This is a genomic window from Lujinxingia vulgaris (assembly GCF_007997015.1).
Classification (GTDB): Bacteria; Myxococcota_A; Bradymonadia; order Bradymonadales; family Bradymonadaceae; genus Lujinxingia; species Lujinxingia vulgaris.
In genome coordinates, this window is the sequence record NZ_VOSM01000018.1 from 1 (window position 1) to 21058 (window position 21058).

The following is a 21058-nucleotide window of genomic DNA, read 5'->3' on the forward strand; positions in this document are numbered from 1 at the left end:
GGCGTCGCGGCCAGTTGAATCCCCGCCGGCTGATGGGTCTTTCGTTTGGCCGTCGACAGCCGCGCCTCAACGCACGCCCCGAGGTTGGCCCTGAGCGGCTTGCCCGAACAGTCGCTGAAGACGAAATCGCAGAAGGATTCGAGATCTGCGCACGAGGATGTGAAGTTTGAAATGTCCATAAGCGCGTTAGATCAGGCTTCGACCAGGGCCGCAATCAAAATCGGAAGAATCAATCAAGCAGTATTAGGTGGTTGGGTTGTTGGGTGGTTGTGGGGCCTGGGGGGTACGCGATGTGGGGCGATTCGTGAGGGCGTCTGGCGGGGCGCGGCTGGATCGATGCGGTCCGAGCTGTGAACCCCCGAAGGCCCACTCGAATCGACCCACTGCGCGAACCCCGGCGCCCCACAACCACCCAACCACAAAAAGCAAACCCCCGAAGGCCCACTCGAATCGACCCACCCGCGCGAACCCCGGCGCCCCACAACCACCCAACCACAAAGCGCGCACCTCGGCGCCTGCAGCACCTCCCGAACTCGCGAACCCCGGCGCCCCACAACCACCCAACCACAAAACGCAAACCCCCGAAGGCCCACTCGAATCGACCCACCCGCGCGAACCCCGGCGTCCCACAACCACCCAACCACAAAGCTCCCAACACTCGCGAACCCCGGCGCCCCACAACCACCCAACCACAAAGCTCCCAACGCGCGCGAACCTCGGCGCCCCGCAACCACCTAACCACAAAACGCAAACCCCCGACGGCCCGCAGCACCTCACCACGTCGCGAACCTCGGAGCCCGCTGGCCAAGTCGGGGTTGGGGAGTTATTTCTAGTGCCACCGAAGTTGTAGCTGTTGCCTGTGGAGGGTCCCGACCGGGGCTTGATCTGACTTTGCCAGGAGGAAAGAGTGTCGACGTCTGAGATTGAGAGCGTTCTTAAGGAAGATCGTACGTTTGAGCCGCCGGCGGAGTTTGCGGGGCAGGCCAATGTGGATGCGGACAGGCTTGAGGCGCTCTACGCCGAGGCGAAGGCCGATCCGGAGGGGTTCTGGGCCAGGTTGGCGAAGGAGGAGCTGGTCTGGGAAAAACCTTTTGAGAAGACGCTGAGCTGGGAGCCGCCTTTTGCGCGCTGGTTTGAGGGCGGGGAGCTCAATATGAGCGTGCAGTGCCTGGACCGGCATCTGACGACTTCGCGCAAGAATAAGGCGGCGATCATCTGGGAGGGGGAGCCCGGGGATAAGCGCACGCTGACGTATCAGCAGCTGCATGCGGAGGTGTGCCGTTTTGCCAACGGGCTCAAGCGCCTGGGGATTGGCAAGGGGGACCGGGTGGCGATTTATATGCCGATGGTGCCCGAGCTTGCGATTGCGCTGCTGGGGTGCGCGCGCATCGGGGCGGTGCATTCGGTGATCTTTGGCGGGTTCTCGGCGGCGGCGATTCGCGACCGGGTGGAGGATGCTGAGGCGAAGCTCGTGATCACCGCCGACGGGGGCTATCGCCGGGGCAAGGTGTTGCCGCTCAAAGAGCAGGTGGATGCGGCGCTGGCCGAGGGCTGCCCGACGGTCGAAGACGTGGTGGTGTATAAGCGTTGTGGCAATGAGGTGAGCTGGTTTGAGAACCGGGATCGCTGGTGGCATGACGTGGTCAACGATGAGTCGACCCATCATGAGGCGGAGGCGTTTGGTGCGGAGCATCCGCTTTTCATCCTCTACACCAGCGGGACCACCGGGACGCCCAAGGGCGTGGTGCATGCGACGGCGGGTTATGCGCTGTGGACGAAGTTGACCACGCGCTGGATCTTCGACCTTAAAGAAGAAGACACCTACTGGTGCACCGCCGATATCGGTTGGATCACCGGGCATAGCTACATTGTGTACGGGCCTCTGCAGAACGGGGCGACGAGCCTGATGTATGAGGGGGCGCCGAACTGGCCGCAGCCCGACCGATTCTGGGATATTATTGAGCGGCACGCCGTCAACATCTTCTATACGGCGCCCACCGCGATTCGCGCCTTTATGAAGTGGGGAGAGCAGTGGGTGGATCGCCACGATCTCTCAAGTTTGCGACTTCTGGGGACGGTGGGGGAGCCCATCAACCCGGAGGCCTGGATGTGGTACCACCGCAAGATCGGCGGGGAGCGCTGCCCGATTGTGGACACCTGGTGGCAGACCGAGACCGGCGGCATTTTGATTTCGCCGATGCCGGGCGTGACGCCCACAAAACCGGGAAGTGGCACGCGGCCCCTGCCGGGCATTGACGTGGCGGTGGTCGATAAGGACGGCAATGACGTGGGCGATAATGAGGGGGGCTTTCTGGTCATTAAGAAGCCCTGGCCCTCGATGCTTCGGACCGTCTACAAGAATGAGGCGCGTTTTAAGGCCGGGTATTTCGGGCGCTTTGAGGGCATCTACTTCGCCGGTGACGGCGCTCGCAAAGATGAAGACGGGTATTTCTGGATCATGGGTCGCATCGATGACGTGATCAATGTCAGCGGGCACCGTCTGGGCACCATGGAGATCGAGAGCGCGCTTGTGAGCCATCCGCAGGTCACTGAGGCGGCGGTGGTGCCGCGTCCTGACGATATCAAGGGGCAGGCCATTGTGGCCTTTGTGACCCTGGAGGGCGGTGAGCCTTCCGATACGCTGGCGCACCAGCTTCGCACCGAGCTCAGCGAGCATGTGGTTCAGGAGATCGGGGCGCTGGCGCGGCCGGCGGAGATTCGTTTCACGGACGGCTTGCCCAAGACGCGAAGTGGGAAGATCATGAGGCGACTTCTGGCCGACATCGCCGCCGGTCGCCAGAGCGGGGATACCTCCACGTTGGAGGATGCCTCGGTGCTCGATAAGCTTCGTAAAGATAACGAGTAAGACCTCTGGCGGGTCGGCTTGAAGGTGCCGCTGATGCGGACTTCGGGCCGGCCCGCTGCGACTTCTCGGCGGTCTGAGTGCCCCTTCGTACGGCCCGGCCGCCGGGTCTGCACCACCTCCCTCCTGCACGCGACGTACCCCCTATGCACATTGATGTTTTTCGGCTGAACAACGGCCAGGGCTGGGATTTGCAGCTCAAACGTTTTGTGGACCCCGAGCGTCTGGTTGAGGGGCGCCGCCCGGTGATGATGATCCCGGGCTACTGCATGAACACCTTTATTTTGAGCTACCACCCGGGCGGGACCTCGATGGTCAGCCACCTGGTGGACGAGGGCTTTGAGGTGTGGACGGCCAACCTGCGGGGGCAGGGCGACTCGAAGCGGCGCTGGCCCGGGGTTGAAGATCATGGGTTTAAGGAGCTCGCGCTCATCGACCTCCCCGCCGTGCGAGATAAGGCTCTGACCGAGAGTCTGCTCTCGCCGGATGCCATCGATCTTGTGGGGTGCAGCCTGGGGGCGACGGTGATCTATGCGTACCTGGGGCATCATCCCGAGGATCATCAGGTGGGCTCGGTGATTTCGATCGGGGGGCCTTTGCGGTGGAACCAGTCGCATCCGCTGGTGCGGCTGGTGCTCTCGTCGCCGACGTTGGCCGGGGCGCTGCCGATCAAGGGGACGCGGCGGATGGCGAGGCTGGCGCTGCCGGTGGCGAAGCGCTTTCCAAAGTTGCTGCAGCTCTATCTGAACAGCGAGATCATCGATATGAGCGCGGCCGATGAGCTGATCAAAACGATCGATGATCCAAGTCGGCGGCTCACCCGGCAGATCGCGCACTGGCTCAAAGCGCGCGACCTTGTGGTGGACGGGCTCAACATCAGCCAGGCGCTCTACGATGTGGACGTGCCGATGATGTGTGTGCTGGCCAATCAGGATGGGATTGTGCCGCCGCAGGCGGCGCTCTCGGTGCTCGATCATATCGGGTCGCGGCAGACCCGGGTGGTGCGGGTGGGCGATCAGCGCTACCCGCACGCCCACGCCGACCTGTTTATTTCGCGGGGCGCGAAAGAGGCGGTCTTTGAGCCGATGGCGCAATGGCTGGCGGAGCGCTACGACGATGCTTCTGCGACGAAGTCCCGAGGAAAGGAGGCCATGGATGCCTGAGCTTGCGGAGGTCGAGGTTGCGCGTCGCAACGTGGCGAGCTGGTGGGAGGGGGAGGCCGCCGCTGAGGTGCGCCTGCTGGACGCGAAGGTGCTGAAAAAGGGAAGCGAGCGGGAGCTGGAGGAGGCGATGCTGCGCCCGCTTGTGGCGATGCGGCGGCGCGGAAAGTACCTGTGGGCTGAGCTTGAGGGGGGCTGGGCGGTGATGTTTCATTTTCGCATGACCGGCAAGATCAGCTGCGAGACGACGCCGGAGCCTCGTTTTGCCAGGCTGGCCTGGCGGGTGGATAAGGCGGGCTGGCTCACCTTTAAAGACTCGCGGCGGCTGGGGCATGTCGAGGTGCTCGCGCCGGGGAAGCTTGAGCGCTACGACGCCCTTTTACGCATGGGCAAAGAGCCGCACGACATCACGGTGGATGAGCTCCGAGATGCCGCCTCCGATACGCGCCAGCTCAAGAGCGCTCTGCTCAACCAGGGGGTTGTGGCGGGGGTGGGAAACATCGCGATCAGCGAGCTTTTCTGGCGTCTTCAGCTGCCTCCCGAGGTGCGCTGTGGGGAGCTCAGCCAGGCGCAGTGGGAGGCGCTGGTCGAGGAGATGCCGCGCTACTTCGACGAGGTCATCGAGCGCTCCATGGCCGATGAGATCGCGTATATGAACGAGGCCGGCGGCGAGAACATTTTTGAGGTCTACGGGCGCAAAGGGGAGGCGTGCCCGAGGTGTGAGGAGGCGATTGAGCGGGTGAAAGTCGCAGGTCGCTCCACCTACTTTTGTCCGGCTTGTCAGCCCCCCTTAAGCGCATAAAACGTGAGCCTGTGATGAGCGAGCAACTTCAACGCGTCGGCCAGAGTGTGGCCGGGGTGATTTCCGAGAAGTACAAAGAATTTGAGGGGTTTAAGCTGCGCTGCGACCCCGGTGAGCCGGGCATGATCTATGTGGCGTTGCGGGGGGCAAAGCGCGAGGCGGCCGCCGGGGAACGGCTGGCCGAGAAGCTCGACGCCCTGGTGGGGGCGGAGCTTGCGAAGGAGCAGGGTGCGTCTTTTGAGCACACCATCTTGATGGGGCGCGGCGACAAAGACCTGCTCCTTCGCGTGGCTATTTCTGAGGCGGGCGCTTGAGTTAGCTCGGGCCGCTGCCGGGGTGGTCGAGTTCAGGGCAGTGGGGGATATCCATGCTGCCGGCGAAGGCGTCTTCGCTCATGACAAGGTTGTCGCCCTCGAAATAGATGGCCACAACGACGCGAAACTCCGGGCCGCCGCCCTGCTGGTAGCAGTCGTCAGTACACATCTCCGGGTTCTGGCGGCCGAGGCTGAGCACGACGTTGGGGTCGTTGTAGGTGCCGCGGCGCATCACGCCGTCCTGGGTGAGCTCAATGGCGGCGTCGTCGTGAAGCAGGGGGCGGCCGTTCGTCTCGTTGTAGCGGAAGGGGCCGATGGTGGCATAAGGATCGGTGGGTGCGGCGCCGTCTGCCGGACAGGCCTCGTCGCCGGCGTTGCGCGCGTAGACCATCATCTCCCAGTCACCGGAGTCGCTGCTTTCGGGGGGGATCAGGCCGTAGGCGACGTTGCGCAGGTAGGTGCGCTCACCAGCCTGACTGGCACAGAAGAGCTCCTGGCCGTCTTCGGTCTGGCCGCAGACCACCCCGTGGGCGCGGCTGTCGGTGTTGTTGGCGTCATCGGGGCCTTCGCCCTCGCCGCAGGCGCTGATGGCGAGCAGGGCGGTGGCGGAGATGGCAAAGAGGGGCAGAGATTTCAACATCATCACTCCGAGGGTGCGGTCGTAAAAGGTGCGCCGGGCGCTATGGAAGGTGGAGCGTTCAGTGTGCGCGTCGCAGCGTGCATTGCAACTAAAAAAACGCCGGCGCCTCCCCCGAAGGTGGGGAAGGCGCCGGCGTTTTTTGTTCGGAAAGGCTCAGCCTTTATGGGGCTTATTGCCAGGTGATGTTGTCGATGAGGATCTGCTTGTTCAGGGCGTTGCGGACTTCCAATGTAAACTCGCCAGTAACGCCGAGGTTATCGACGCTCAAGGTGAAGACTTCATTGGCGACGTCGAAAGCCGGGCTGGTGGCGACGACGTTGCCATTGACGAGGATTTCAATCTGGCGGTTTCCGCCACCGGTGAAGGCTTTTCGGTAATCGACGGAGACTTCGTTGAGGCCGCCGGGGATGGTGGCGCGCACGTTGTTGCCGGTCTCTTTAAAGATCACGCCCTTGCCGTCGATGGGAAAGTTATTTTCGTTGCGCGCGCCGGTGTACTCCCAGGTGATGCCGTTGACGCCGACGAAACTTCCGGAGAGGTAGCTGTCTCCAACAAGCTCCAGCGTATCGAAGGTCTCGGTGAAGGGGCCCGAGGGCGGGGCGAGCTGCCAGGCGCCGATGGTGCAGAGGCCTTCGAAGGGGCGCGCTTCGCCGCGCTGGTCGAGGGTCAGCGGCGCGTCGTCGAGGTCGAGGCAGCGGGCCTCGGCGATGGAGAGGTCGGTCTGCGAGGCTTCAACCACCTCGATGGTGCGGGTGAAGCCGCCGTTGTCGGCCAGCGTGCCCAGGGGGCTTGCAAGGGGGCTTGCGGTGAGGCCGATGGTGTCGGTGGCATCTTCGTCGATGATGGCCAGGTCGGCGGCGCTGATGAAGTTGTCGCCGCCGGAGACGATGGTGCTGGAGGTGGAGACGCGATCGAGCTGGGCACCGGCGGCGCCGGCGATGGTGTTGCCGGCGAAGATGGAGCGCGAGGTTTTAAGCGAGGAGGTGGCGCTGCCGTCGAGGAGCACCGCCGCGCCGCGGGAGGCGTCGTTGCCGGCGAAGGTGGTGAAGTTGAGGGTCGCCGCGCCATTGGCGCTTACCAGGATGGCGCCGCCGTCGCCTTCGGCCAGGTTGGCGTCGAAGGTGGTGTTCTCCACGTTGAGGACGCTGTTCACCGAGATGGCGCCGCCGTCGGGGGCTGTGTTGAGCTCAAAAAGGGCTTGCTTCACGTTGGTTTGCGCCAGCGGGATGTCGGAGATGCCGCCGTTGAAGGGGGCGTAGATGGCGCCGGCATGCACCAGGGCGCTGTTCGAGGAGAAGCGAGCGTCTTCGATGTTCAGGGTGCCGGCGTTGTGGATGGCGCCACCGCGCTGGGTGGCCTGGTTGTTGGTGAAGATGACTTCGTAGGCGGTCACGTGGCCCGAGGGGGCATTCATGAGTGCGCCGCCGTTGGAGCCGTGGTTGTCGTCAAAATGCACGTCGAAGAGGGTGAGGTTGGCCTGGTTGTAGATGGCGCCGCCCTGGTCGGCTCCGGCACGGGCGCCGCGGATGGTCAGGCTCTGGAAATGAAGAATCGCGTCGGGGTTGGTCACCGAGAAGATGCGCAGCGCGCCACCCTCAATCATGGTGGTGTCGCGGCCGTTGCCGATGATGGAGATGTTGCGGGCAAGTTCGATCTGGTCGCTGGTGACGTCGATTTGATCGACGCCCGGGGCGAAGGTGACCACGCTGTCGGCATTGACGCGGCCGATGACTTCGCGAAGCGAGCCCGGGCCGGCGTCGTCGGTACGGGTGACGAGCGTGGGCTCGATCGCCTCAACGCTGGCGCTGACGATGTTGGACTCGGGGACGACCACGTCCCGGGCGCCGGTGAGGTAGAAGTCGTTGCCCCACTGGTCGGTGGGGGCGGTGGCGGCGCGCACGCTGTAGGTTCCGGCGGGCACTTCGATGGCCTCGCTGCCCTGGCCGCTCAAGGTGCGGGTGGCCACGACGGTGTCGGAGGCGTCGACGACTTCCAGGGTGTAGGTGCCGGCGTCGCCCAGGTCGTAGTTCAGGGTGAGCGTGGTGGCGGGGGCGACGTAGGTGATGACCACCGGGGTGGTTTGCTCGCTGATGAGCTCGACGGTGGTGCCGGTGGCGCTGTAGGTGACGCCGCCCACGGTCACATCGGCCGGAGTGAGGGTGTAGTCGCCGGGGACGAGGTCGGTGAGTTGTTCGTCGCCAGTGATGGTGGTCTCAAAACCTTCGGGGCCGGTGGTGGTGATGTCGGCGTTGGTGCCGGTGGGCAGACCTTCCACGGTGATATTGAGGCTGGCGAGCATCAGGGAGTAGATGAGCGTGGTGGGGTCGTTGTCGCCGCTGGCAAGCTCAACTTCTGTGGGCAGACCGCGGTAGAGGGCGCGGCCACCCTCATCTTCGACGGGCTCCGGGGTCAGCTCATAGATTCCGGGGGTCAGGTTGGTGAAGGTCTCGGAGCCGGTGAGCGGGCCGATGTCTTCGGGGCCATTGATGGTGATGTTGGCATCGACGCCTGTGGGGAGTCCGCCCACGATGAGCTCCCAGCTGGCGGTGACGAGCTCAAAGGTGAGGGTGACGTCGGTCTGGGTCTCGCTGCTGATGCTCAGGGGCAGGTCTTCGGCCACGAAGGTACGAAGTCCCTCGGTGACCGGGTCGGCGATAAGGGTGTAGTCGCCCGGTTGCAGGTCTTCGACGACTTCGTCGCCGACGACCGGGGTCTCGGTGCCGTCTTCGGCGCGCAGGGTGAGCACAGGGACGAGGCCTTCTTCGAGGCCTTCCACGCTGACGTTGAGGCTTCCCGGCAGCGCGTCGCCGCAGACCAGGCGCACGGTCAGGGGGAAGGTGAGGTTTTCGGGATCGTTGGTGTTGAACGTAAGATCGGAGGCGAAGTTACCGCCGCCGGTCTCCGGGCAGCTCGCTCGCACGCCGACGTTGGCGCTCTCACCCGCATCAACCTCCAGGGAGTCCGGGCTTACGCGCAGGGCGTTGTTCGGCGAGAGGATGTTGACGATGAGGGTCTGGGTGCCGGGGTTTTCGACCTCGATGGTGCCTTCGACGGATTGTCCGGCGGCGGCGTTCAAGGTGATCTCTTCGGGCACGACGATGACCGGACCTTCGCGGGGCTCGACGTCGGGTTCGGCGTCGGGCTCGTCGGTGTCGGTGTCTCCGGCATCGGGATCGTCGGTGTCGGTGTCGACGTCGGTGAGATCGCCGGCGTCGGGGTCGGCCACCGGGGTGTCGTCTCCGCCGCAGGCGATGCTGAGGCTCAGGATAAGGCTTAAGATGAGGAGCGAGGGGCGAAGCTGCATCGTGCTCTCCTTCCCGAAGGTTGGGACTGGGTCGAATGGGATCGCGCCGGGGGGCGACGACGCAGCCTCTTTAGCAAGTTCACGCCGAGGATCCAAATGATGTGGGTGACGGGGAGGTGACTTCGGGCGTTGGGTGAAAACCCGTGTCTGGCGAGGAGGTTGGGCGGGCGTGTGGGGCTGTTATGCAAGTGCGTTGCAATAGAGCGGGGCGCCCGGGGGTTGGCAGGGTACGCTACGGTGCGCGCTGAGTGAGCCCGCGCCAGAGGATACGACGACCCCATCACCCCGCAGGATCAGGAGTAGAGGCATGGCCGAGAAAGGATCGTTTAATCCCGGCGCGTTCTGGGATGAGATGTTTGACCGCGAAGATTACCGCTACGGGGAGGCGCCCAACCCCTTTGTGATGGAGGCGTTGAGCGCGCGGCTTGAGCCCGGCGCCACGGTGCTCTGCGTCGGCGACGGTGAGGGGCGAAATGGCGTGGGGCTCGCGCAGGCGGGCTACCGGGTGACCTCGCTGGAGCCCTCGGCGGTGGGGGGGGAGAAGACGCGGCGGCTGGCCGAGAAGCGGGGCGTGGAGGTGGAGACGGTTCAGGATCTGATGCCGAGCGAGGCGCTGGAAGGGCGCACCTTTGATGCGGTGGTGCTGGCCTATGTGCATGTGCCACCGGCGCTGCGGCCGGGGTTGCACCAGGCTGCGGCGGACGCGGTGGCCCAGGAGGGCTGGGTGGTGCTGGAGGGCTTTACGCCGCGCCAGCGTGAGAAGGGGCGCACCAGCGGAGGCCCCGGGGATGTGGCGATGCTCTTTGAGCCGGAGGCGCTGCGCGAGGATTTTGAGGGGCTGACCCTTGAGGTGCTGCGCGAGGAGCAGGCCGAACTCAACGCCGGCGATGGGCACCGCGGGGTGGCCGAGGTGGTGCGGCTGATCGCGCAGAAGCGTTGAGGAAACTTGCGCCCGGGCGCTCGGTGTGGCTCTCTTCCATCCATGGTGATGAGAGCGCCGGGCGTCCGCGGTGGCGGCCCGGCTCTAGCAAAGGGAGCACGGGATGGCCGAGCAGGTTGAGGCGCAGGCGTCGTTGGCGCGGCGCATGTTTGGGATGGTGGCGAGCGTGGATCGCCGCACCTATGTGAAGGTGGGGGTGGCGCTGGCGCTCTTGAAGTACGCGCTGGACAGCACGCTGGTCTACGCGACCACCGGGGCGCTCTGGAGCCCCCTGGCCTACCTCTCGCCGGCGCTCTTCATCCGGGCTCAGGCGGTCGACGGGCTGGCCAGCCCCACCTTGATGTGGGCGATGGCGCTCTACGCGCTTCCCTTTGCCTGGGTGGGGCTCTCGATGAGTGTGCGGCGGGCTGCGGATGCGGGGCTTTCGCCCTGGGTGGGCCTGGGGTTTTTGCTGCCGGGGCTCAACATGCTCTTCATCCTCTATCTGGCCAGTCGGCCCACCTGCGGGAGCTGGGAGCCGGCGAGGAGCGAGGAGGTGGTGCCGGCCGATCTGCGCTCGGTGATGCTCAGCGTGATCTTCGGAGTGGGGCTGACCGCGGCGATGTTCGCCCTCAATATCTTTGGTTTTCAGAGCTACGGTTGGTCGCTCTTCTTTGCGACGCCTTTTGTGATCGGGGTGGTCTGCGCGTACCTGACCAACCGCCACGCCACGCGCCCGCTTCGGACGACGGTGGGGACGGCCTGGGTTGCGGTCATTGCGAGCTGTGCGGCGATCTTGCTCTTTGCGCTCGAGGGCATCATCTGCCTGGTGATGGCCGCGCCGATTACGCTGATCATGAGCGGGGCGGGCGCGGCGCTGGGGCGCGCGGTGTTGCTGCACAGCCGACGCGGAAGGGCGGCGGTGGTGGGGCTTGTGCTCTGCCTGCCTTTCTTTTCGGCGGTGGAGCGCTACGCCCCGGAGCCCCCGCTGATTGAGGTGGCCACCAGCGTGGAGGTCGACGCCTCACCGATGCAGGTCTGGGATAAGGTCATTCATTTCTCGGAGCTCGCGCCGCCGCCGGCCTGGGTGCAGAAAAGCGGGGTGGCTTATCCGATTCGCGCGGAGCTTCAAGGGGAAGGCGTGGGCGCGGTGCGCTACTGCGAGTTTTCGACCGGCCCCTTCGTTGAGCCCATCACGGCCTGGGAGCCCGGCCGTCGCCTGGCCTTTGATGTGCGCGCCCAGCCCGTGCCGATGGAGGAGTGGAGCCCTTATAAAAGCGTGCATCCGCCGCACCTTGACGGCTACCTGCAGTCAAAGCGCGGGGAGTTTCGCCTTATCGACCTGGGCAACGGCCGCACGCGTCTGGAGGGGAGCACCTGGTATGCGATCGACATGCAGCCGGTGGGGTACTGGCAGTTGTTTGCGAGCGCGTTGATTCAGCAGATTCATTTGAGGGTGCTGCGGCATGTGAAGGCGGAGGCGGAGGGGGCGGCGCGGGTTGCTGACGCGGAGTGAAGGGGCGGTGAGGCGCATAGAATCTGAGTGACGCGCGTCTCTCGGTCGGTGGCGTTGAGACCCGGCTTCGAGCGCTGTGGTCGCCATGAGCACTGCTGACGCAAACCAAAAAACGCCCCGGGAGATCGCGATCTCCCGGGGCGTTTTCGGTTCAGCAGAACACGTCGTGCGCGTTCTCACTCAGGGCTGACCGGTCAACGCGCGGTGTTCTCCCACGCCCCGATCGAGCAGTAGCCCGCGTTGGGGCGAGGCTCGCCACGCTGGTCGTCGGTGATCGCCAGGCCCGCATCATCGACGCAGGCCGAGGCTGGCAGGCGCATCCAGACGTCGTTGGTGACGCCCGGCGCTACGGCCATCGTGGAGGTGAAGCCGCCGTTGTCGGCCAGCGGGCTCAAACGCACGGGCAGCGGGGTGGCTTCGGTGCCGACCTCGTCGGTGGAGCTCTGCGCCTGGAAGTGTGGTGAGTCGACTTGAATGTAGTTGTAGCCCAGCGACGCGACCGGGCGGTCGCTCTCCTGGCAATGGAAGGACTGGGAGCTATCGCCGTGAACCACCGAGTTTTTCAGGTACACCGGGGTGGCATTGTCGCAGTAGGAGGCGATGGCTTCGCCGTAAATCGCGAAGTTGTCGTCGAAGGTGGTGTGCACGAAGTTGGCTTCACCGTCGTACTGCATCCAGGCGCCGCCCGGGCTGGAGAAGCACGTGTTCTCAGAGAAGGTGGTGTTGCCGACAAAGGCGCCGCGCCGGCTGAAAACGCCGCCGCCACTGTTGCCGGCGAAATTTCCGTCGAAGAGCGCGCGGGTGATCACCATGTTGCCGCCAGTGCTGCCGGCGTGGGCGAAGATCGCGCCGCCGAAGCCTTCCGAGGAGTTCGACTCGAAGAGGGCATCTTCTACGATCAGTGGAATGCGGGTGTAGATCGCGCCGCCATCGCCATCGGACGCGTTGGAGATAAAGCGGACCCGTCGCAACACGGCCAGAGGCTCGCCAGTGTCAATATAGACGGCGCCGCCGTGGCCGCCGGCGTTGTTGTCGACGAAGTCGACGTCGATCGCGCTGAACTCGCCAGTGGCGTGTACCGCGCCGCCGTCACCGGCGATGGCGGTGTCGGCGAGGGTGAGGCCTTCGAGGTGCAGTGACCCGCTGTCGAGCACGGTGAAGATGCGGTCGGAGCGATTCGCGCTCAGGGTGAGCTGGTCGGCGCCCGGGCCCTCAATGCTGAGCTCCCTGTTGATGACGAATGAGGTGCCGGGATGAATAAGCGTGATGCTCGGGTCAAAGGTGATGACGCTGCCGTCGTTGACGCGGCTGATCACCTCGCGCAGCGTGCCGGGCTCCGCCCCGTTATCGCCGGAGCTGATGACGAGCGTGGGTTCAAAGGCGCTGAGCTCCACCGTGGTCGTCATGCCATCGACTACGACGATGCCCTGGCTGTCGCCGAGCAAAGGGTAGGGGTTGCCGAAGGCGTCGGTGCCCAGGTCGTTGGAGATGACCGAGAGGGTGTAGGCGCCCTCGGGCATCGGGATCTGCGCGGTGCCCTGGCCGCTTAAGGTGCGCTCGGTGGCGATGGTGCCCTCGCCAAGACGCACGGTGATGCTGCCGCTGCCGATCAGGTCGTAGATGATCGCGGCGGTGCCCCCGGCCGCGGCGTAGGAGACGTTGGCTTCGCTCTGCTGACGGCTGGCGATGGTGATGGGGAGCGTGGTCGGCGTCGGCTCGAAGCGTGCGCCGCCGGTCTGCACCTCCCCGAAGTTCAGGGTGTAGTCGCCCGGGGCGAGCTCGGTGGTGGTCTCGCTGATGGCCACTTCGTCGGTGGAGGGAGCGGGTCCGATGAGCGTCGCGGCGACGTCTGCGCCCGCCGGAAGGTCCTCGGCGACGATGACCAATTCGCCGGCGACCACTTCGTAGCTCAGCGTGGCGGTCTCAGTGGCGTTGCTATCCAGCGTGAGGGTGATGGGGGCCGCCTTGAAGATCTGGTCCCCCAGGTCAACCTCGGCGCCTTCGACGGTGTATTCGCCCGGGACCAGACCGTTGAGGAGGGTGCTGTCGTTGATGGTGTTTGCGTAGCCAGCCGGGCCGGTGATGCTCACCTGCGCGCTCTGGCCGGCGGGAAGGCCGGTGATGACCACGTCAAGCTCAGCCGGGGAGAGGGTGTAGGTGATGGTGGTGGGGTCGTTGGTGCCGCTGGCCAGCGCGGCGGTGCGGATGCCAGCGCTGTAGGTGGCGCCGCCGTCAGTGACGTCACGCGGGGTGAGCAGGTAGGCGCCGGGGGTGAGCGCGTCGTATGTGGTTGAGCCTTCCAGGCTGTCGTTGAAGTCGGGGCCTTCCAGCGCGATGTCGGCGTCGACGCTCGCGGGAAGTCCGGCGATGATCACCTCCCAGGCGGCCGGGATGAGCTCGTAGCTCAGGGTGGCCTCCAGGGTCTCATCGGCCTCGATGGTGATGGATTGTGTGGGCGTCTCAAAGGTGGAGAGGCCGCGCAGGACGCGCTCGGCGATAAGCTCGTAGTCGCCGGCGGGGATCTCGGTGAGCTGGCCGCTCTCGGGGACCGTCAGCGTGGTGTCGCCCACAAGTTCGATGTCGGGCCACTCGGCATCTTCGGGCAGGCCGTCGAGGGTGAGGATGAGCGTGCCGCTCTCGTCAATCAAATCGGTGTCGGCGTCGGGTTCGATGTCCGTATCGGCGTCGGGGTCGACGTCTGTATCGGCGTCGGGCTCGATGTCGGCGTCACTGCCGGCGTCGTTTTCCTCGATGGTCGTGTCGGGTTGGTCGGTATCGTCAGCGTCGCCGCCGCACCCGATGGTGAGCGAGGCGCTCAGCGAGAGGATGAAGCAAAGTCGTGTCAGGTTCATAACGTTCTCCGGTGATTCAAACACATCACGCACCGACAAAGCGTCGCGCGTCGGCCCGCCCAAAGGGGGTTAGAAGAGGTGCAGCCATAGCAAAAGCGCGGGCGTTCGCCAAAGCGCTCCGTTGTATTTTCAGCGTGTTTCAGGCGATGTGCGTGGCGGTATCGCCGGGCCAGAGCAAAAACGCCCCGGGAGCTCTCCCGGGGCGTTTTTCTCAGTCAGGGGGGCTCAATGAGCCCGCTGAGGTCGTCCCTGCGGCTTAACGCCAGGAGAGGTTGTCGATGACGACCTGCCCGTTTGCGGGGGTGAGGTTGCGAATCTCGATGGTGTAGTCGCCGCTGATGTTGAGGCCGGTGGCGGTGAGGGTGAAGACCGAGTCGTCGGTGCCGGAGAAACCGCCGAAGACGGGGCTGGTGGCGACGACGGTACCGTTGACGGCGATGGCGATCTGTCGGGGGGCGTCGCCCGCCCAGGCTTTGCGGTAGTCAACCTGGACAAAGTCGACGCCGCCGCTCAAGCCCACGCTGCGCACGTAGTTGCCGATTTCGCGGAACATCAGGCCCTGGCCGGCGATGCCGTAGGAGCCCTCGGAGCGCACGCCGATGACCTCCCAGGTGAATCCGGCGGTGGTGGTGAAGGTGGTGTCGACGTAGGTCGAGGCGCCAAGGCCGTGGCCGAGGAAGGGCTCAAAGCTCGACGCATCGTCGGGTATTTGGAAGGCCCCGGCCGTGCACAGGCCTCCGGTGGGGCGAGTTTCTCCGCGCTGGTCGTCGAGGATGGTGTTGCCGGCGGCGTCGGTGCAGAGGGTGGCGGATTCGCTGACGTCGTCGAGGTAGAAGAGGCTGACGGCCATGGTGTCGCTGAAGCCGCCGTTGTTGGCCAGGGGGAGCAGCGGGTTGGCCAGGGGGGCGGCCGTGGTGCCGACGGTGTCGGTGGTGTCGGCGACGAAGTCAGCCGACTCGGTCTGGATGTAGTTGTGGCCGAGCGAGGCGATGAGGCGGGTTGAGCTTGCGCAGTTGAAGAGCGTGCCGGAACCCACGACGATGGAGTTCTTCAAGGTAAGGGGCGTCCCGCTGTCGCAGTAGGAGGCCAGGGCGCTACCTTGAGTGCCCGCATTGTCGGCGAAAGAAACAAAGCTGAGTGTGCCTTCGCCATCATGCTGGTAGTAGGCGCCGCCGCGGCCGGTGGAGGCAGTGTTGCCGGTGAACGTTACGTTGAGGATTTCCGCGTCTGCCCCGGCGTAGATAGCGCCGGCGTTGTTCTGGGCGCTATTGCCTTCGAAGAGAGCACGCTCGACTCGGAGTGAGGCGGCGTTATTGAGCGGGATATGAAGAGCGCCACCGGAGGCGTTCGCACTGTTGTTGCGGAAGATCGCATCGTAGATGTCCAGGTTGGTGGCAAAGGAGTCGATGGCGCCCCCGCTGGAGTTGGCGCTGTTGTTTTCAAAACGGACACGCTCCAGGAGCACTGAGGCGACGCCGGAGGCGATCTCAATGGCCCCGCCGTAATTGCCGCTATTATTGGTGAAGATGGAGTCTTCGATGACGATGGGGCCGGTGGTCTCGGCGATGGAGATGGCGCCGCCGTCGGCTTCAACGGCCTGGTTGTTGTCAAATACCATGTCGCTCAGGCTGAAGACGCCCAGGTTGTAGATAGCGGCGCCTTCGATGTTGGCGCTGATGTCGGCGATGCGCATGCCTTCAAGATGCACATCGGCCAGGGGGTCAAAGGAGAAGAGGCGGTCGCCGCCGGTGGTGGTCAGGGTGAGCTGGTCGGGGCCCGGGCCCACGATGGAGACTTCTTTGCCGATGAAGATGAGCGACTCGGTCGTCACCTCAGAAAGACCATCGGCGAAGGTGATGACGCTGCCGGCGACGACGCGGTTTAAGACCTCGCGCAAGGAGCCACGGCCCTGGTCGTCGCCGCGGAGCACCTCGGTGGGGGCGGGGGCGAGCAGCGAAGTGGAGACTTCGGCGTCGCTGGTCACCGAGAAGCCCACATCCAGGCCGAGGACGTAGTAGGGATTGCCGAATTCATCGGTGCCCAGGCCGTTGCTGGCCTGGGTGAGCTCGTAGCTTCCCGCGGGAAGTTCGATATCTGCGGTGCCGGTGCCGCTAAGGGTGATGTTCTGGCTAAATCCCAGGCCGTCGGCGACGGTCACGGTGAGGGCGCCGGAGTCGGGGAGAGCGTGGGTGAGGGTCAGCGTGCCGGTGGGAGCCGAGTAGCTCGTGGAGGCGTCGGCGCTCTGCTCGCTGAACACGGTCTTGTTTACGCTGGCCGGATCGGGGGCATAGGTGGTGGTGCCGACGCTGACCTGAGCAAAGTTGAGGATGTAGTCGCCCGGGGCCAGTGAATCCAGGGTCTGCGCGCCGGTGATGGTGAGGGCGGTGGAGGCCGGGGCCGGGCCGATCAGCGTGGCTTCGAGGTCGCTGCCGGAGGGAAGTCCGGTGGCGCTGATCTGCAGTTCGCCCGCGACCGCTGCGTAGGTGATGGTGAGGGTCGCGGTCTGGTCGCTTTCGACCTCTATGCTGGCGCCTTCGGCGCGGTAGATGGCCGGGTCGCTGGTGACGTCGTTGGCCACGACGCTGTAGCTGCCGGGCATCTGGTCGGTGAGCGTGCCGGCCTGGGTGATTGAGGCCTCAATGCCTTCGGGGTTGGTCAGAATGAGGTCGGGGTCGACGCCTGCGGGCAGGCCCTCGACGACGACTTCGATCTGGCCGGTGACCAGGGCGTAGCTCACCGTCACGCTCTCGGCGTCGCCGCTGGCAAGCTCCAGCGTGGCGGTTTCGGCCTGGTACTGAAGGTCGCCATCGCTGACCCGGTCGGGGAGGATGCTGTAGGTGCCCGGGGTGAGCTCGTTGAGGGTGGTGGTTTCGGTCAGGGACTCGGTGCCTTCGTCGCCGGCAACCTCGACCTGCGCGTTAACGCCCTCGGGGAGGCCCTCGATCACAACTTCCAGGCTGGCGCGGATCAGGGCGAAGGCAAGGGTGACCTCGGTGGTCTGGTCGGCTTCGATGCTGACGTCGACCGGAGCGGCTTCGTAGCTGGCCAGCTCGATGGTGAAGGGGGCAGCGCTCAGGGTGTAGTCGCCCACGGCCAGGTCTTCGACCAGACCATCTTCACCGACGGTGATGTCGCCCTCGTCGCCGCTGAGCGTGAGCTCGGGCCAGGTGCTGCCTTCGGGGAGACCTTCGAGGGTGACCGAGAGGGTGCCGAATTCGGGGTCCGGGTCGACATCGGGGTCTTCGGCGTCCGGGTCGACATCGGGATCTTCGGCGTCGGGATCTTCGGCGTCGGGGCCGGTGTCTTCATCCACGTCCCAGGCGTCGGGCTCGTTGGTCGGGGTGGTGTCGTCGCCGCCGCAGCCAATGGCCAGCGTCGCGATGAGGCTCATCGCGAGCAGAGTGCGGGTCATTAACATCGGGTGCTCCTGAGGTTTGTTGGGGAAAAGATGCAAAACGATGGCGGCTCCCCCGAGCGGTCATCGAAAGCTGTGAAGTTCGGGTCGGCAGCTGTAGCAGAATGTTCCCGAAGATCCAAAAGCCGAAGCGCCCCAGGACGACGCTGGCGGCGTGGCGATGGGAGAGGTGTGCCTGTGGTTAAGTGGTCAGGTGGTCAGGTGGTTGTGGGGCGCCGGGGTTCGCGATGTAGGGAGGTTCGTGAGGGCGTTGGGTGCCGAGCGCCCCAGGACGACGCTGGCTGTGTCGCTGCGTCGTCGCGGTAGCGCTGCTACACCCTCCTCCTTGCTCCTTGCCGAGCGCCCCAGGACGAAGCCAGCGTCGTCGCCAGGGATTCGCGGTAGCGTTGCTACAGCTTCATCCCTGCCTCCTTGCTGGACTTCGCCCTGGATGCGCTCGGGTTTTTGGGTGCGCTCGGGTTGGGGGGCTGTAGGGAGGTTAGCGCCAGCGCAGGTTGTCGACGACAAGCTGCTCGCCGGCGCTTTCGAGGCGCAGGTTAAAGGCGCCGCTGATGTTCAGGTCCTGAAGTTCGAGGGTGTGCACGGTGGTGTCTTCGCCGCTCTCGGCGCCAAAAGGTTCAGTCTGCCCGATGAGATCGCCGTTGATGTAGACTTTGAGCGTGCGGCTGCCGGTGCCGATGAAGGCTTTGCGCACATCGACCAGCAGGAGACCCACGCCGCCGGGGATCGTTTCGGCGCTGATGGAACTGCCGGTCCGGAGGATGATGCCTTTGCCATCGATGGGGTAGTTCTGTTCGCCCCGCGCGTCATCGAGCACCCAGGTGATGCCGTCGTCGCCCACAAGAAGGTCGTTGGAGTACGAATTGTCGCTGAGCGCGTGGTTTTCAAAATCCTCAAAGCCGCCGGCGTTGGAGGCTTCCCAGGCGCCGGCGGTGCAGAAGGCGCGGTCGGGGCGAGGTTGGGAGCGCTGGTCTTCGGTCAGGGGTTGATCCCAGGCGTCGAGGCAGGACGTCGCGGGCAGGCTGAGCGTGGGGATGGAGGCCGGGGCCACGGCTGCGGTGTGGGTGGGGCCGCCGTTGTCGGCCAGGGAGAGCAGCGGGGAGGGGAGGGCGGTGGTGAGGCTGAGGGTGTCGGAGTCGGCGGGGGTGAAGGAGCCTGCGGAGGTGCGGCCGACGTAGTTGTGGCCCAGGGAGGCGACGGGGTTTGCGCCGGTGTCGTTGACGATTTTGAGTTCGTTGAGGTCGGCGCCGGTGGGGGGGTTGCCGGCGATGATGCTGGCGCGCAGGGTCATGGGGGTGAGGCCGTCGCCGTAGCTCATGACGCCGGCGCCTTCGGCTGCGCTGTTGCCTGTGACCGTCACGAAGGAGAGGGAGGCGGCGCCGTCGAACTGGTAGTAGGCGCCGCCGCGCTGAGTGGCGCTGTTGTTGGCAAAGGTGGTGTTTTCGACCTCGCTTGCGCAGCCGCTGCGCACCGCGCCGCCGTGGGTGCCGGCGGTGTTGCCGGTGAAGAGGGAGCGGCGAAGGGTCAGCGGGCCGCAGCCCGAGGCGTTTTCCACGAAGATGGCGCCGCCGTCGACGGCGGCGTCGTTGTTCTCAAAGTGGGTGTCTTCGACGACAAGGGAGGGGCCGTTGACGAAGATGGCGCCGCCTTCTTCGGAGGCGCTGTTGTCGCGCAAAAAGACGCCGGAGAGCAGGGCGTCGTTGCCGCTGCCGCTGATGGCGATGGCGCCGCCGCGGGCGGCGCTGTTGTTGATAAGATGCAGGTTGCTAAGCGTCAGGGGGGCATTGGCGGTGATGGCGCCGCCGACTCCGGAGGAGGCGACATCTCGCAGGGTCATGTTCTCAAAGCGCACCTCATCGGTGCCGATGATCGAGAAGATGCCGGTGGGCTGGTCGGCCACAAGGATGGTCTGGCCGGGGCCCTGGCCGATGATGCTGAGCGCCTTGTTGATGGCGATGGTGCCCTGGTTGATGGTCAGGGGGGCGAGTCCGGGGGCAAAGGTGATCTCGGTGCCGGGATTGACCGAGGTGACGATGGCGCGTAGCGAGCCGGGCTGGCCGTCGGTGGCGGTGCGCACTTCGGCGGGGTTAAGGGCGGTGATGGTGGCGGAGGCCACTTGCTCGGAGCGGACCTCGACGGGCTGGTCGAGGCCCTCGAAGTCCAGGGGGTTGTTAAAGGCGTCGGTGGGGGCGGTGCCGGTGAGGCGGACGCGGTGGTCGCCGGGGGCCAGGGTGAGTGTGGCGCCTCCGGGGCCGTTGGTGGAGAACTGACCGACGCGCTGGCCGGTGGCGTCGACGACTTCGAAGGAGGCGGCGCTTCCGGCCGGAAGGGTCACGTTGATGGAAAGAGATCCATCGATGGCCTCGAAGTCGGCCTGGGCGACGGTGCCGGCCTGGGCGCTGACGCTGACCTCAATGGGCTCGGCGCGGTAGATGGCCGGGGGCGCGCTGACCTCAGCGAAGCTCAGGGTGTAGTCGCCGGGCTCGAGATCGGGCACCGAGGTGGGGGCGCCCAGGGAGGCCTCAAAGCCGCCGGGGCCGGAGATGGTGGTCTCGAAGCTCGTGCCTGAGGGGAGGCCCCGGGCGCTGATGACGAGCTCTCCCAGGGGGAGGGCTTCGCAGCTTAAGGTGACATCGCGCTGGCTTATGGGAGCCTGCGGGTCGTTGCTGGTGAGGGTGATGGCGTAGGTGAAGGAGCCGGGCTCGGTGCAGGCGACCTCCACGCCGATGGTGGCGTCCTGATCGGCGGCAAGCTCGGCGCTGGTGGGGGTGAGGACCAGCGCGGGGTCGGAGGGTTCCAGCGTGAGGGTGAGGGGTTGATCGCCGCGGTTGGCCACCGCGAGCTCACCGGTGGCGCTTTCGCCGACCGTGGCGCTTAATTCGAGGTCATTTCCGAACTCCAGGATGGGGCCGATGGGATCTTCGACGTCGGGCTCGTCGGCGTCGGGTTCGTCGGTGTCGGCGTCGGGTTCGTCGGCGTCCGGGAGCGGTGCGTCGGGGGTGTCGGTGTCGGGGAGCTCGGTGTCAGGCGTATCGCTGAGGTCGGTGTCGTCGCCGGCGTCGACGTCGGCTGAGGCGTCGGGCTCGGGGAGCTCTTCGAGAGGGGTGGCGTCTCCGGCGCAGGCGGCCAGAAGGCCGGCCAGGGCGAAGATCGTGAGGGTGTTTCGGAGTGTGCTGACGTTCATTGGACCTGCTCCCGCGCGCGGTGCGCCTGTGCACCGGTTAACCGCTTGATCGAACTGACTTCTCTTGTCTAACAGGCGAGGGGGGACGC

The 21058-nt window shown here is 65.5% G+C and carries 11 protein-coding genes and 1 pseudogene; 6 read left to right on the forward strand and 6 right to left on the reverse strand.

The genetic code is table 11. The features are described 5' to 3' along the window. Positions 1-179, reverse strand: a pseudogene (locus FRC98_RS22305) (IS701 family transposase); the annotation flags it as partial. A 728-nt stretch (positions 180-907) separates the two neighbouring features. On the opposite strand from FRC98_RS22305, the gene acs reads away from it, so the two are divergent. The 4 genes from acs to FRC98_RS19995 all read left to right on the forward strand — a co-directional run bounded on the left by acs (position 908) and on the right by FRC98_RS19995 (position 5139). Then, entirely contained in the window at positions 908-2866 is a 1959-nt protein-coding gene (gene acs / locus FRC98_RS19980) for an acetate--CoA ligase (RefSeq protein WP_146983323.1), read from the forward strand. A gap of 143 nt (positions 2867-3009) precedes the next feature. Beyond that, positions 3010-4026 (forward strand): alpha/beta hydrolase, encoded by a 1017-nt coding sequence (locus FRC98_RS19985; RefSeq protein ID WP_146983325.1) that lies wholly within the window; start codon positions 3010-3012, stop codon positions 4024-4026. Then, entirely contained in the window at positions 4019-4825 is an 807-nt protein-coding gene (locus FRC98_RS19990; protein ID WP_230467845.1) for an Fpg/Nei family DNA glycosylase, read from the forward strand. Before FRC98_RS19985 ends, FRC98_RS19990 begins: the two co-directional genes overlap by 8 nt. Positions 4826-4839: 14 nt before the next feature. Then, the gene (locus FRC98_RS19995) at positions 4840-5139 is read left to right on the forward strand and encodes a hypothetical protein (RefSeq protein ID WP_146983328.1); all 300 of its coding nucleotides are present in this window, start codon (positions 4840-4842) and stop codon (positions 5137-5139) included. A 1-nt stretch (position 5140) separates the two neighbouring features. On the opposite strand, the gene FRC98_RS20000 is transcribed toward FRC98_RS19995, so the two are convergent. After that, positions 5141-5779 carry a hypothetical protein gene (locus tag FRC98_RS20000; RefSeq protein ID WP_146983330.1) on the reverse strand — a complete coding sequence of 213 codons (639 nt, stop codon included), beginning with the start codon at positions 5777-5779 and terminating at the stop codon, positions 5141-5143. Between the two features lie 169 nt (positions 5780-5948). Next, a complete protein-coding gene (locus tag FRC98_RS20005; protein ID WP_146983332.1) occupies positions 5949-9083 on the reverse strand; it encodes a choice-of-anchor Q domain-containing protein in 3135 nt (1044 codons plus the stop codon). Positions 9084-9390: 307 nt separating this feature from the next. Between FRC98_RS20005 and FRC98_RS22125 the strand changes: the two genes are divergently transcribed. Both FRC98_RS22125 and FRC98_RS20015 read left to right on the forward strand, forming a co-directional pair. Beyond that, positions 9391-10023, forward strand: a complete 633-nt coding sequence (locus FRC98_RS22125) for a class I SAM-dependent methyltransferase (RefSeq protein WP_146983333.1) — start codon at positions 9391-9393, stop codon at positions 10021-10023. Positions 10024-10126: 103 nt separating this feature from the next. After that, on the forward strand, positions 10127-11518 hold the full coding sequence (locus tag FRC98_RS20015; RefSeq protein WP_146983335.1) for an SRPBCC family protein: 1392 nt from the start codon (positions 10127-10129) through the stop codon (positions 11516-11518). Positions 11519-11712: 194 nt separating this feature from the next. On the opposite strand, the gene FRC98_RS20020 is transcribed toward FRC98_RS20015, so the two are convergent. From FRC98_RS20020 to FRC98_RS20030, 3 genes are all read right to left on the reverse strand, one after another. Continuing rightward, entirely contained in the window at positions 11713-14370 is a 2658-nt protein-coding gene (locus tag FRC98_RS20020) for a choice-of-anchor Q domain-containing protein (protein WP_146983337.1), read from the reverse strand. Positions 14371-14626: 256 nt separating this feature from the next. Continuing rightward, positions 14627-17788: a hypothetical protein gene (locus tag FRC98_RS20025; RefSeq protein ID WP_146983339.1), complete on the reverse strand. Its 3162-nt coding sequence runs from the start codon at positions 17786-17788 to the stop codon at positions 14627-14629. A gap of 475 nt (positions 17789-18263) precedes the next feature. Next, positions 18264-20969: a right-handed parallel beta-helix repeat-containing protein gene (locus tag FRC98_RS20030; RefSeq protein ID WP_146983340.1), complete on the reverse strand. Its 2706-nt coding sequence runs from the start codon at positions 20967-20969 to the stop codon at positions 18264-18266. Positions 20970-21058 lie beyond the last annotated feature (89 nt).